This window comes from [Borrelia] finlandensis, from assembly GCF_030438365.2.
Taxonomy (GTDB): Bacteria; Spirochaetota; Spirochaetia; order Borreliales; family Borreliaceae; genus Borreliella; species Borreliella finlandensis.
The window spans coordinates 269,681-283,059 of sequence record NZ_CP124070.1; the positions used below are offsets into that span (position 1 = coordinate 269,681).

At 28.1% G+C, this 13,379-nt stretch carries 12 protein-coding genes; 2 read left to right on the forward strand and 10 right to left on the reverse strand.

Annotated elements, in window-relative coordinates:
• Positions 1 to 10: 10 nt before the first annotated feature.
• Both QIA19_RS01835 and QIA19_RS01840 read right to left on the reverse strand, forming a co-directional pair.
• On the reverse strand, positions 11 to 2,164 hold the full coding sequence (locus QIA19_RS01835) for a flagellar assembly lytic transglycosylase (RefSeq protein ID WP_301365409.1): 2,154 nt from the start codon (positions 2,162 to 2,164) through the stop codon (positions 11 to 13).
• Positions 2,157 to 3,161 (reverse strand): hypothetical protein, encoded by a 1,005-nt coding sequence (locus QIA19_RS01840; RefSeq protein ID WP_301365410.1) that lies wholly within the window; start codon positions 3,159 to 3,161, stop codon positions 2,157 to 2,159. The genes QIA19_RS01835 and QIA19_RS01840 overlap by 8 nt, the downstream gene beginning before the upstream one ends.
• A 206-nt stretch (positions 3,162 to 3,367) precedes the next feature.
• Between QIA19_RS01840 and QIA19_RS01845 the strand changes: the two genes are divergently transcribed.
• Complete coding sequence (locus QIA19_RS01845; protein WP_301365412.1) at positions 3,368 to 4,750, forward strand: tetratricopeptide repeat protein; 1,383 nt, start codon at positions 3,368 to 3,370, stop codon at positions 4,748 to 4,750.
• A gap of 6 nt (positions 4,751 to 4,756) precedes the next feature.
• On the opposite strand, the gene QIA19_RS01850 is transcribed toward QIA19_RS01845, so the two are convergent.
• Positions 4,757 to 6,010 (reverse strand): M23 family metallopeptidase, encoded by a 1,254-nt coding sequence (locus QIA19_RS01850; protein ID WP_301365414.1) that lies wholly within the window; start codon positions 6,008 to 6,010, stop codon positions 4,757 to 4,759.
• A gap of 61 nt (positions 6,011 to 6,071) precedes the next feature.
• Here QIA19_RS01850 and lepB point away from each other — a divergent pair, with 61 nt between their 5' ends.
• Positions 6,072 to 6,578: a signal peptidase I gene (gene lepB, locus QIA19_RS01855; protein ID WP_301365416.1), complete on the forward strand. Its 507-nt coding sequence runs from the start codon at positions 6,072 to 6,074 to the stop codon at positions 6,576 to 6,578.
• 25 nt (positions 6,579 to 6,603) lie between these two features.
• On the opposite strand, the gene QIA19_RS01860 is transcribed toward lepB, so the two are convergent.
• Genes QIA19_RS01860 through flhF form a run of 7 tightly spaced genes read right to left on the reverse strand, consistent with a single transcriptional unit; the run spans position 6,604 to position 13,379 of the window.
• Positions 6,604 to 8,073: an Hsp70 family protein gene (locus tag QIA19_RS01860; protein ID WP_301365418.1), complete on the reverse strand. Its 1,470-nt coding sequence runs from the start codon at positions 8,071 to 8,073 to the stop codon at positions 6,604 to 6,606.
• A complete protein-coding gene (locus tag QIA19_RS01865) occupies positions 8,051 to 8,572 on the reverse strand; it encodes a DUF6115 domain-containing protein (RefSeq protein WP_301365420.1) in 522 nt (173 codons plus the stop codon). The genes QIA19_RS01860 and QIA19_RS01865 overlap by 23 nt, the downstream gene beginning before the upstream one ends.
• A gap of 19 nt (positions 8,573 to 8,591) precedes the next feature.
• On the reverse strand, positions 8,592 to 8,894 hold the full coding sequence (locus tag QIA19_RS01870; RefSeq protein ID WP_008882674.1) for a hypothetical protein: 303 nt from the start codon (positions 8,892 to 8,894) through the stop codon (positions 8,592 to 8,594).
• Positions 8,895 to 8,920: 26 nt separating this feature from the next.
• Positions 8,921 to 10,825: a FapA family protein gene (locus QIA19_RS01875; protein ID WP_301365423.1), complete on the reverse strand. Its 1,905-nt coding sequence runs from the start codon at positions 10,823 to 10,825 to the stop codon at positions 8,921 to 8,923.
• 2 nt (positions 10,826 to 10,827) lie between these two features.
• Positions 10,828 to 11,307 (reverse strand): RNA chaperone Hfq, encoded by a 480-nt coding sequence (gene hfq / locus QIA19_RS01880; RefSeq protein WP_008882809.1) that lies wholly within the window; start codon positions 11,305 to 11,307, stop codon positions 10,828 to 10,830.
• A 6-nt stretch (positions 11,308 to 11,313) separates the two neighbouring features.
• Positions 11,314 to 12,201: a MinD/ParA family protein gene (locus tag QIA19_RS01885; protein ID WP_002556868.1), complete on the reverse strand. Its 888-nt coding sequence runs from the start codon at positions 12,199 to 12,201 to the stop codon at positions 11,314 to 11,316.
• An 11-nt stretch (positions 12,202 to 12,212) separates the two neighbouring features.
• On the reverse strand, positions 12,213 to 13,379 hold the full coding sequence (gene flhF / locus QIA19_RS01890) for a flagellar biosynthesis protein FlhF (RefSeq protein ID WP_014023517.1): 1,167 nt from the start codon (positions 13,377 to 13,379) through the stop codon (positions 12,213 to 12,215).

The window sequence follows — 13,379 nt, forward strand, 5'->3', positions numbered from 1 at the left end:
TGCTCCAATATTAATTTTTGGGAAATTCGCCCATAATTTTAACTATTACCGAATCTATTCCCTTCTTTTCATACAAAGCATCATAAAATACCGAATAAACTAATATTTTTTTAATATAATTTCTAGTTTGACTAAAAGGAATTGCCTCAATAAAAAGCTCTTTTGACAAATGTCCGTAACTTTTCTCCCACTTTCTAACATTACCAATACCCCCATTGTAGGACGCAAGAGCCTTATAAAGACTGCCGGTTGTAGATATTCTTTTTTTTAAATAATATGTTCCAATTATTATATTATCTTTTGGGATCTTTAAATCATAGTTAAAATACTTAAGTTCTTTGGAAATATCATTTGCTGTTGATGGCATAACCTGCATAAGGCCAACAGCACCCGGTTTTGAGACAGCATTTTTCTCAAAGCTGCTCTCTGCTTTTATTAAAGAAAATACAACACTAGCTTCAAGCCCTCTCCTTTTAGCCCAATATTCTACCAAAGATCCATACAAATAAGGATAAAGTCTTTTATAGTCATTCTCCATTAAAGCAGATTCATCTTGGTTTACAAGATAATTAATCACAAGGGTTGCATCGTAATAATTTTCACTCTTTAAAAGTTCATCGTATACTTTTCGATAAAAATCGAGTGAAAATTTATATCCATTCCTAAAATCCTCAGAAATAAACCCTCTAACATAATTACAAAGATTGAATTTTAAAAACCCTTCCAAAAAAATCTCATAATCGGATTGCTCATACTTAATATCAGACCCACCTGTAAAAAATTCATCAATATTTTGATCTAATAAATACCTACTCATAAATGAAGAATAAGACCATTTATCATAATTAACAGCAGAATGCAAAAGACTCTTGTATTCTCCGCTTACGTTAGGTTTAATTAATTTATGATATATAAGCCTTGCATTAATAAAAGCAAGCTTAGATAAAACAGAATTAGAAATAACTTTTTGAGCATTAGAATAAAGCTTATAAAGATTACCATAGTCTTCAAGCTGAATTGATTCTAAAATATACTCTTCTAAAATCTTAATAAAAGTAGAATTTTTTTTATCGCTCTCAGTATAAAACTTGGCCACACTTTCTGCAAAATAATCCCTTGCGCTCTTAGTAAAAATTAAATTGCTAAAAGCAGTATTAAGCAAATCTAGCCTGTTAATCTCATTGTTAAGATTTAAACCTTCAAAATATTCTTTTAAAAGAAGAAGTCCTAAATTATTTTTTTCTCTAAGGTTTAGAATGCCTAAATAATAATTTTTATATTTGCTCTTTATTTTGCTAAAAAATGTTAAAGCACTTGAAACTTTGCCAGAACTAATAAAAGCCTTATAAACATCACTTAATACAATATTATTATCATAATAATCATTTAAACCATTTTTATTTAATATATTTATTGCACCATTAAAATTACCATTTGCCACTTCATACTTAAATCTAACAAGATTTAAAAAATTTGCACCAAAATACTTAGACTTATTTTCAATAATAAAATAATCATAAGCTCTTACATGTAAATAATTTGCAGGTAAATTCTCAAAAAGTTCATTAAAATAAATTTTTGACTCACTTACATTAGAAAGATTAAGATAAAGAGCTGCTTTTAATAAAATATTTTCATTTTCCTGATAATCGGAAAATTTCATCTTATCAAGCTTATTTAAAAGACTAAGTGCCTTATCGTTTTTCTTTTGCCAATAAAGACTTTTAAAGTACCCCAGTATAATAAATTTATTATTTTCGTATTTTTTATAAAGCCCCTCTCCAATCAATTCAGATGCAAAATACTCTTTTATTGAGTTAAAATATTCAATAAGCTTAATCCCAGCAAACTGGGATGCAATGCTATCTCCATTAGCTATGGCCTTTTTCATATACTCTACAAATTTCTCTTCAAATCCTATTTTTTTAAATAAATAAGCAACATATATGTAAGAACTTGGATCTATGTTAAAATGCTTATCAAAATTTTTTTTTGAATAATCAAAATTCCATAACCAATTTAAATTATTTAAATCAAACTCTTTTGAATGCGCCTTAATAAAATCATTGCCTGAGATTTCTTTTTTTGCAAAGCAAGAAACTAAACTTAAAAATAAAAAAAGAAAAAGAAAATTTTGTAATACACAAGAACTTCTATTAAACATATTGATCTTTTTCATATCTCTTAATTCTATCTTTATCATATTCAAAGTAATATGAAACAAAACCTCTAGGTTTTAAAATTTTTGAAAAAACTAAAAACAAAGAAAAAAATATCAAAAGAAAAAGAGAAATAAGACTCAAATACAACATAGGAGAATGAACCATCCCCTCACTTGAATTTAATTTAAAATTGTTTTTTACCATATCATTCTCAAAATCTTCTCTAAGATCTAGTTCAACATCTTCATCTGAAGTATCTATTAACTCTTTATCAATATCTGCAATAATGTCTTCAACGCTTAAATCATGCAAATCTTCTTCTTCTAAAGAAGATTCTTCTAATTTTTGAAGCTCAAAATTATTAAGATTTAAAGACTTCTCGTCAATATACTCAACTTTTTTATTTTCTAAATTAAGCTTTTTAGAATCAACATAGCTATCGTCATAATTATCATCAAAATCTGAAGCATTTGTCTCAATTTTTTGGTCTTCTTCGGTTTTTAAATCTAAAGAATTAATAGTAGGCATACTTATATCAGAAACATCTTTTTTGACAAAATCATCTTTTTCTTTAAAATTTAAATCAAATTCAGAACCCAAATTTTCAACAGACAAATCACTGCCAATGCCACTTTTAAAATCATTTAAAGGGTTGCCCCTATTAGATCCTTTAAAATTTTGATTAAAATCTACAAGGCCTAAATCAAACTTCGATTTATCTTTAATCCCATCAGATTCACCATAAACATAAAGTATTTCATCCACAACTTTAAAATAAACATTGACACTCAAGCTTTCCTTTTTTAAATTATCTAAGAAAAAAGAACCAACCAAAAAAGGATCTAAAAAATCTTCATATTCACTAACATAAAAATTCAACTTAATGCTGGTATCACCTGCAACCTTGCCCAATATTATTCTCTTAACAGAACTATCATCTAAATTTAAAACCGAATAATACTCATTATTAGATAATTTTATCGCTAAAAACCCTTTCAAAAATCATAACCTCTTTGCTTTGCTAATTTTATTGAAACCAAGCTTACGCACTAATTATAGTTATCATTATTATTATAACTATAATATAATATAAATAATGTGATATTCAACTTACAAATTACTTTTATTTTAAGTAAATAACTTTTATTAAAAGTAACTATGATGATGCAAATTAATGGGATATTTTTAATTTAGGAGCAATACGAGTGTTGTCACTATTTATAGTAATCTCTTCATTGACAGTATTTATTTTAGTGTTTTTATTTTTTAAAATAGCATTAAAACTTACAATAGGTAAAAATATAGGGAAAATCAAAAAAGATGATGAGAGAACGCGAAAATTAATCGAAAGAGCAATTTCCCTATTAAAAACAAACCCAAACGAAATAGGCGCCCTTGAAATTTTAAATAATTACTACTATAAAAACAAAGACTATGAAAATGGCATAAAATATGCAAAAAAATTATGCCAATTAATAGAAGATAACCCAATAAGTCAAGAAATAAACACATTTAAAGCTTTTTTAAGTTATGGATTTTATAATCTTAAAAGAAATTTTAACAGAGAAGCCTTAGAATATTTAAGAAAAGCTTTTCTGATTAAAAAAACAGATGAAGATGCAAATTATTATCTTGGTATAGCATTCTTAAAAAACGAAATGTATAAAGAGGCTCTATACTATCTTAAAAAAGTCCACAATTTTAATAAAAATAATAAAGATATCCTAAAACACCTGGGAATAACTTTATTTAATTTAGAAAGCTACAGACAAGCTGTTATAATATTTAACAATATAAAAAAAAATATACAAGGCGACATTGAAGCTCTTTTGGCATATGCTAAGTCTTTGTCAAAAATGAATCAAGATCATCTAGCACTAGAGATTGCCAACAAAATAAAACAAAAAGATGGAATGATTTATGAGGCTTTATTGATTACATCTGAGATTCATTCAAAAAATAAAGAATTAGAAAAATTAGAACAAAATATTAAAGAAATAATAAAAGTAAAGCCCGACTTGCCTAAAAAAACTTTCCTTGAATTATTTTATAATCTTGGAGAACTTCAAATCTCTGCTGAAAATTATCAAAAAGCTACAGAAGCTTTTACCAAGGTTGAAGAGATTGATCCAAATTACAAAAATATTAAAGAAAAATTGGAATTCAGCAAAAGGTTAAATGAAAACATAGCCCTAAGAATATATTTGCGCAGTTCAAAAGAAAATTTTGAAAAAATATCAAATGAAATTATTTTAAAACTATATTTAAATAAATTTCAAATAAGAGATTCTAAAATAAACGAAGTAACAACACAATTTATTGATATAAACTTTCACTTAGCTAACAATCAGTGGGAAGAAAATTTAATAGTGCGTTTTGTAAGAACTGAACAAGATACTTTTGGTGAATTATTCTTAAAAGATTTCATTTCAAAAATAAAAGAAAATAAAATAAAAGGACTCTGTATTGCTCCATCAAAATTCTCTTTAAAGGCTAAACAAATGATTGAAGGAAGACTTATTGATCTAGTAGAAGGCAAAAAACTAACTCAAATACTTAAAAAAATTAACATATCCAAATACACATGAAAAACATTATCTTAAATATTTCATAGGATTTTCAGTTTTACCATTTTTAAAAATGGTAAAATGCAGATGATTGCCCGTACTATAACCAGTACTTCCCATATAACCTATTACCGCTCCCCTTGAAACTTTTTTTCCAACCTTAACGGCAAAAGAATTCAAATGCGCATATAAAGTTTGGAATCCATTGCTGTGAGAAATGACAATATATTTTCCATACCCCCCCGCATTAAATCCCGCAGTTACAACAACACCTTCTCTTGAGGCTTTAATAGGGGTATTAGCTAAATTTGCAATATCTATTCCATTGTGAAAACTAATAACTCCTGTAAACGGATCTGGTCGATAGCCATACCCCGAAGTAATAACGCCCTGCACAGGATAAATAAAAGTCTCACCTAATACCTCTTTTAAAAAATCTTTGGGCAATCTTCCCCCGGGAATAAACAACTTTTGCCCTAAAAATAAAACTTCATTATCAAGATTATTAGAATCTAAAATATCAACCTTGGGAACATTATAAGCACTAGCTATAGATGAAATAGAGTCATTTTTTTTAACAACATAAACAATTCCTTTCATATTGGGAACTTTAATAACTGAATTTGGCTTAATATTTCTCACATCTTTAATTTCATTAAAAGAAATTAAAGTTTCACTGGTTATTTGATATCTAGCTGCAACATGCGAAAGCGTTTCTCCAGGCTTAATTTTATGATCAAATACCTTTAATACAAAATTTTTTTTAAATCCAGGAACATTTGCAGAAATATTAGATTCAGGTAAATAACTACTAATTTGAGCTATATCTTGATCACTATAATATAAAAATGTATCAATAAAATAATCTTTGGGCAAAGAAAGCCTATTTAAAAAAACATACGAACCATAATAAGAAAAAATGTTAATATAAAATGTTAATATAAAAATAAAGATTATTGCATTAAGCTTAAAAACAAATTTATAATCTAATCTTACACTAAAGATATCAAAAACTTTATCTCTCAAGCTCTTGTAATAATATTTATATTCATAATGATTAATATTTTGTATTTTAAGCTTATAGAAAAATAAAGAAACTTTTTTAAAAAAATTGATTTTTTTTTTAAAGAAGTTCTTAATCTTAAAAACTTTTTTTCTTCTTTTACCAATATTAGAAATATTTGCAAAATCTTTTAATTCAAAATTAACACTCTTTTTGCTATTGAATAAAAAATTTTTTTTACGTTTTTCTACCCTTTGCTTTTTTTTTGGTATAATCATAACATGCTATTTCATTATACAATAGAAAATTGCATTTGAATGAAAGCATCGTTTAAAAGTTATGAGAATATTTAAAGCTCACAAATATGAACTAGCGTCGATTTTAGCCGCTTGCTTATTTTTAATAACCTTAATAAAACTATTCTTATCATTTTACATAGTAAAAGGCGAATCAATGACTCCAGCAATATTTGAAAAAAATTGGATTGTAAATAACAAGTTTGCATATGGACTTAGGATTAAAAATCAGCAAAAATACCTTTTATTATGGAAAAACCCCAAAAAAAATGAAATGGTGCTTATTAAAGATCCCATAACAAACAAAATTGCCATTAAAAAAATTTTTGCAATTCCAGGAGAAAAATTTAAACAAATAGAAAAAAATAAAATATGCATACATAATTTAAACTTTAAAATAGATGAAAATATTTTAAAAAAAAATACTAAAAAAATTCCCGAAGACCACTATTTAGTTATAGGAGAAAACAAACGGATCTCATTAGACTCAAGAGATTACGGATTTATAAAAATTGATAATATATTGGGAAAAATAATTTATTACTTTTAAAAAATATTTTTGCTTCTTTGAGTTTTTAATCAATAATACTTGTAAAAGTGTTTGAAAGACTCTCTTTTGCTACATTGTCAGATGAACTTGTAATTTTTATTTCAATAAAATTAGAAGAATTGGTCTCTAAATCTTTAGCATTAACACTCAAAATACCACTTTCATTTAAAGTAAAAAGTACCTCTATTTTGGGAATTCCTTTTAAAGCTTTTTGAATATTGCCAAAGGAAAACCTACCTATAGAATAATTCAAAGAGGCTTTTTTATATTCGCCTTGAAGTATGTGAATCTCAATTTCATCTTGATAATCATTGGTAGTCGTAAATAGTTTGCTCCTAGAAATTGGCAAAGAAGTATTTCTCTTTATTAGAGTAAAAAATTCATTATCCTTTATCTCAAGTCCAAGAGAATAAGGAGTCACATCCTTAAACTTGATAACAGGGACATTTCTAGAAAGACTAAAAGCATGAATACCTGCACCAATAGCTACAACTTCATCTTGATTTAAAGCATCTAAAATTGTAGCAGAAGGAAAGGATTCCTTTAAAACTTTTTCAATCAAGGGTATCCTTGTTGAACCACCAGAAAGTATGATTTTTGAAACACTACTAATATTAACCCCAGAATCAGCAACACATTCCATAGATAACTGAATAGTTTTGTCAATATATTCACTTATCATTGAATTAAATTCATCCCTTTTAAGATTATAATTTAAATGCTTACCATCAAGAAAAAGCAAAGTAATGTCGACCTCTTCCATAACAGATAGATTTTTTTTACCCTCTTCAATTCGCTCTCTTAACTGCTCTAGAAGAAAAATATCTTCTAGATTAAAATCAGGATATTTATTTTTAAAACTATCTAAAACATGCTTTTCAATGATTTTATTAAAGTCATTACCTCCAAGTCGACTTTGCCCTTTAACCGAAAGAACAGTATAGGTGTCGCCTTGTTTTTCCATAAGAGTTACATCAAAAGTTCCACCCCCAAGATCATAAATAAGAAAAATTCCATCAATCCGTCTTTCAAAGGCATAAGCAATGGCAGCTGCGGTTGGTTCATTAAGTATGGCCTTACAATTCAAACCAGCAAAATTTGCAGCCTCAACAACACATCTTCTTTGAATCTCAGAAAAATAGGCAGGGACTGTTATTACAGCATTTTCAATCTCTTCATCTAAAAATTTTTCAGCGTTCCTTTTAACACTAGCAAGCAAATGTGCTGAAATATATTCTGCTTTATAAAATTCACCATCTACTTTATAAAAATTATTAGAGCCTATATTGGTCTTAAAATTATAAAATGTTTTTTGAGGGTTAACTAATATTTGATTTTTAGCGGCACTTCCAACAAGAACATCCTTATCTGAGAAAGAAACAATAGAAGGAGTTATTCGCTCACCCCTTTCATTTAATATTATCTTAGAACTAACATCAAAATACGATGCAACAGTATTTGTGGTTCCAAGATCAATACCTATCCATTTTTTCATGAATACCTCCCCTATGTATTGAAATAATCAACTCAACCTCACCTAAATCTAACTTAAACTTTTTAGCAATAGCTTCAAAAGACATACCTTGTTCATGAAGTAAAATAATCTGATTGCGAACATTATAACTTTCTTTTATTATATTTTTTTCAATAGTAGGCATAGAATAATCCAAATTACTTTTATAAATTCCATCACTTTTCGATCCAAAACTAGAAGGACTATTGCCAGGAATAGAGTTGTTGTTAAACCCTAACAACCTCTGGTCAAGAATTTCAATTCTCTCATCAACCTCTTTGATGATTCTATTTAAACTTTCAATTTTTATTTCAATAATATTTACATTTCTATCCGTAGCCTGATTAATTTCAATAATTGTTTTATCTACCTCACTTTTAAACTTTCTAAGTATGCTATTAGATTTTATTTTAAAATTAATATACACATGAAAATATATAAAAATAAATATAATTAAAATAAGATAAAAAACAATAAACATATAAAAGCCCTAAAACATTTTATCTCTTAATATTAACATTTTTACCAATTTTAGGATCTTCAAACTTATCAGAATATAAACTAAGCATTACCTTCTCTTCATTCTTGTTTTTTTTAACTGGAAACGAAAGTAAATAATTATCCTCGACTTTATTAACTACACATACATTACCAACCTCAGAATCAGTATGACAATCTCTTAAAAATCTAAATCTAGCATTTTGATTAATTTTTAATCTTTTGCGCTTTTCACTTTCACTTAAAAATTGTCTAGCTTTAAAAGATCCAACAACAGACATTTTAAAAACTTCAAATGTATCCATATACAAATCCTTATATTAAAGATCATTCACCTAGACTTAAAAGGAATATAGGTCATAACTTTAATATAATTATCATCCTCTATAAAAGTAACGTTGTTATAATCTTTTGAAAGCTCATAGAAAGCATTCTTAATATAAAGCTTAACGCCTGAACAAGCTATATTTTCAACAGAAATTTTACCCTCTATCTTAGTATTTTCAAGATCATTTTGCAAATTAATTCGCTTGGCCTCTATCATTTTTATTTCCATTCTAAGAATTTTACTCTCATTAACAAATTCATTGTAACTATCAATCTTTAAGGATTTTTCTGCCTTATCTGTAATGAGCACAATATTCTTTTTTAAAGCAACAATATCTTTAGTTAAAACTTCTAATCGCTTTTCAATCTTTTCAAGATGACTAGTAAACCTAGTTAGTAAATCTTTAATTTCAGGATCATAGCCAACATCAATGCAGGTTTCACAACTTCTATCAGAGCCTATAGAATAAGCCCTAACCTCTTCTTTTGCACAAACATTAGAACCAACTATTTTTGATTTTTTACCAATACAAAGAACTCTCTTTTTAGAAGAAACTGAAGAATTAACAATACCCCTTAAAACTTCAACTTCCCCACCACAATTTAAGGTGACATTTTCTAAAAACTTAGCCCTAACATTACCCCGCGCATAAATTTTAGAATCGCCCTTACCATTCACACCACTATGAAAAATAATAGACCCATCCGTTTTTAAATTGCACCGCCCCACCAATCCTTTCACCTCTATTCCACTTTTAGCCATAATATTGTATCCATCCAAAACATTGCCCTGCACAAGAACCATTCCATTGTTTACTATATCTCCAGTAGCAGGTCCAACATCACCTTTGACCAAATAAATATTATAAACGGATATTACACCATCTGAAACAGACATATACCCATTACATTTTGCCCGAATTTTATAACCATCTCTAAAAGTATTCTCGCCCAAAATAAAATCAATATCCTGCCCACTCTCTGATTTTAACACTTTGCCAAAAACGGTATAACCATCTACACCTTTGCCAAAAGGAATAATTCTGGCCAATTCCTCGCCTTCAATTACATTTCTAAATCCTATGCTTGAAACCTCATACTCATCAAACCTATTATTTTCATCAACAATAAAATCAATATAAGAATCCTTGCCCTTTACTGGCTCTAGACCCCTTGCAAGTTCAACAGGCTCGCCATAAACAGGATAATCCACAAATTTTGCTACTTTATCCTTAAGTATTGCAATATCTATTACTCCATATTTTCTAAGAATATTGAAAATATCTTGTGCAAAAATTTCAGCTCCATTAATTCCAGGCGCGGTAAATTCAATGGTAACTGACATTGAATTTTCTGATATTTGAACCATCATTGTAACATTTTCAGAAGGATCAGATTCAAAATCAGCAATTTTTTCATAATATCCACTAGCATTCTCAACTATACCTTTCACAATATCTTTGTTGAAATTTTCAATATTGCTATGCAATTCTAATTTAAAAATAACATCTTGATACTTAATAGGAATTCCTTGTCCTTTTGGTGAGATAACCTTTAGAAATACGCCTTTTGAAGATTTCCTGATAAAAAATTCACCATCTGATGAAATAACTTCTTTTTCTCCTGAATCATTTTTTGAATCAAGAGACACTTTAGGCTTGCTAGAAGAATTCCTATAGGCAACTATTTTCCATTTTTTCTTCCCATATCCCAATATACCATTACTACCTTTTAACAAAATCTCATAGTCTAATTCTTTATAAGGCACCGAAAGCTCCAAAGAAGCATCATTTAAGGCCTCTTCAAGAGTATCGGCTTCTATTTCCATCAAGTCAACATGACTTTCTCTTTCTAAGTAAGATCGCATCTTATCACAAAGTTCAGAAAAATTTATAGCCCTGTCATCCATATTTATTCCTTCTTGCTCATTAAAGTTTTAATAGCATCTGCAACAACTTTTGGATCATTATCTTCAATAAATGACATTTTTTTATTTTTGTCACTCCCCCCAATCATGTCTTCCGTCTCAAATTTATACTTTTTAACTTCTTCTATAAAATCAACACTACTACTGATATTTTGAGAATTCTCATAAAGAGAATTTTTATTTTGAAAATCAAGATTCTCTTTAAAATCTTTATCACTCTTCTTATCATCTTGAAGCTTATTTTCCATATTGCCAGACAATTCTGTTGAAAAAAGATTCGACAAATATTTCTTAAAGATATATTCAATTAAAAGTCCAATAACAAAAAAAAATAAAAACTGTAACAAAGATCTCATTAAGATTGTAAAAAATGATAAACCACAAAACAATCCTAAAACTGCTGAAATAAACAGTGCTGACACACTAGCTAATAAAATATACTTCAATTCTCTGCTTACAAACATAATGTCTTATTCCACACCAAAAAATCTTAATATAAAACCTATAACCCCTCTTCTTTTTCTATTATCTAGAGAAACCTCCTCAAGGGTGGCAACAATAGAATCAAGACAATAGCTAGCTTTGCTATTTGGATTTACCAAAACAAAAGGTTTTTGCTTAAAAACAGAGCTTCTAATGTTTTGATCCTCATAAATATGACCCAAATAATCAATATTTAAATTTAAAAATTGCCCTGAAATATCTATAACCTTTTTAGCAACTCCCTTGGCCTCACTAACATTAGCTACTCTATTAACAATAAGCCTTAAATTTTTCAAATTCTCCATCTTATAAGACAAAACCTTTATTATTCCATAAGCATCAGTAATCGAAGTGGGTTCTGGAGTAGTAACAATAACAACATCGTCACTAGAAAGCAAAAACGAAATAACCTGTCTTGAAATTCCGGCACTAGTATCTATTACAACTATATCATATTCATATATTTTTAATAATTCTTTTATAAATTTATTAACATCAACATCAGAGAGATCTAAAAGCTCCATTGTACCAGAAGCACCGGCCAAAAGATCAATATTGTACTCGGTCTTTGTTATTACTTCTCTGATGTCACGACTTTGAGCAATCATATGATATATACTATACTTGGGAATAACTCCAAGCAAAATATTAACATTAGCCATTCCAATATCAGCATCAAGTATTAACACCTTTTTACCAAGCTCAGAATATTTAAGAGCAAGTCCAATTGCAATATTACTTTTACCAACACCACCTTTGCCACTACTAACAGCAATAAATCTTGTTTTGCTGTTTTGAACTTTCTCATCAACTGAAAAATTAAATTTACCATTTAATCTCATCATATCTCTTAAACTTTGAGCTTGATCTTCCATTATAACTTTCCTTAATAATAAGATTTACTTTTTATCTTCTTAATAAACTCTGAATCATCGCTTATTCTGTAGCCATTTATTCTTCTAATAAAAGTAAGTGGTTCTGCAACGCTGATATTATGAGGAACAATTTGCCCATCCGTAACATAAGAAACTACCTTCTTCATTTCATAAATCAAACTTATCAAATTTCCAACACAAGTGGTTTCATCCACTTTGGTAAAAATCACAGTTTTATAATTAAAAGGAGAGAATTGGTGAAATATTTCTTTGACATCTGATGTTTTTGTAGTAGAACTGACAGCCAAATGAAATTCGGCATCCCTTCCACAAGCATTAAGAAGCTCCTTCATCTCAGCAAGCTTCATGAAATCTTTGGGACTTTTACCAATTGTATCAACAAGTATAAGATCAAAATCCTTTGAATCAGTAATTTCATCTTTTAAATCTTTAAAAGACTCAATTGCTCTAACCGGAATACCCATAATATCACCATAAGTTTGAATTTGTTTTTTAGCTCCAATACGATAATTATCAATAGTAATAATTTTAATATTTAAGCTCTTAGATTCTCCATTAATACCATAAATTGCTGCAAGTTTTGCAATTGTGGTAGTTTTTCCAACACCTGTTGGACCAACTAAAATAAAAACCCTTTTCTTAAGATTATCAATAATAGATCCTGAACATTTAATTGTCTTTGCAATATATAAAACAACATCCTCTCTAACCCTCTCATAATCATCAAGATCTGACAAGCTAAATTCTCTCTTAATAAACTCATTAATGTCTTTAATATAATTTTCAGAAAAATCATTTTCTCTTAAAATGTCTTCAATTTTTGTAATTGTTGGATGATTAATATTTTCTTTTTTATGAGCAAGTTCTGTTTTAAGAGACTTAACTTCTTTAAGCACATCTTCAATTGAAGAATTTTCTTCTCTTTTAATGCTTTGAAGAATCTTTCGCTTTTCATCTTCAACATTAATTTGTTGATTGCCAATGTCATATCTAACATAACCTGAAACTTCAACCCAATCTTTGCTAAATAAACCTAAAATCCCCCCATGGGGAACAGTTTTATAAGTCATAACCCTAGCATTCTTACCATATTTTTTCTTAATTATTTCTATGACTTCATTATAAGTTGGACCTTTTTCTGTAAAATATTGAACCAT

What these genes read in the sequence shown, in the direction of transcription:
- QIA19_RS01835 (WP_301365409.1), bottom strand. Translation starts at nt 2,164, where the DNA reads ATGTTTAATAGAAGTTCTTGTGTATTACAAAATTTTCTTTTTCTTTTT.
- QIA19_RS01850 (WP_301365414.1), bottom strand. Translation starts at nt 6,010, where the DNA reads ATGATTATACCAAAAAAAAAGCAAAGGGTAGAAAAACGTAAAAAAAAT.
- lepB (WP_301365416.1), top strand. Translation starts at nt 6,072, where the DNA reads ATGAGAATATTTAAAGCTCACAAATATGAACTAGCGTCGATTTTAGCC.
- QIA19_RS01860 (WP_301365418.1), bottom strand. Translation starts at nt 8,073, where the DNA reads ATGAAAAAATGGATAGGTATTGATCTTGGAACCACAAATACTGTTGCA.
- QIA19_RS01865 (WP_301365420.1), bottom strand. Translation starts at nt 8,572, where the DNA reads ATGTTTATTGTTTTTTATCTTATTTTAATTATATTTATTTTTATATAT.
- QIA19_RS01870 (WP_008882674.1), bottom strand. Translation starts at nt 8,894, where the DNA reads ATGGATACATTTGAAGTTTTTAAAATGTCTGTTGTTGGATCTTTTAAA.
- QIA19_RS01875 (WP_301365423.1), bottom strand. Translation starts at nt 10,825, where the DNA reads ATGGATGACAGGGCTATAAATTTTTCTGAACTTTGTGATAAGATGCGA.
- hfq (WP_008882809.1), bottom strand. Translation starts at nt 11,307, where the DNA reads ATGTTTGTAAGCAGAGAATTGAAGTATATTTTATTAGCTAGTGTGTCA.
- QIA19_RS01885 (WP_002556868.1), bottom strand. Translation starts at nt 12,201, where the DNA reads ATGGAAGATCAAGCTCAAAGTTTAAGAGATATGATGAGATTAAATGGT.
- flhF (WP_014023517.1), bottom strand. Translation starts at nt 13,379, where the DNA reads ATGGTTCAATATTTTACAGAAAAAGGTCCAACTTATAATGAAGTCATA.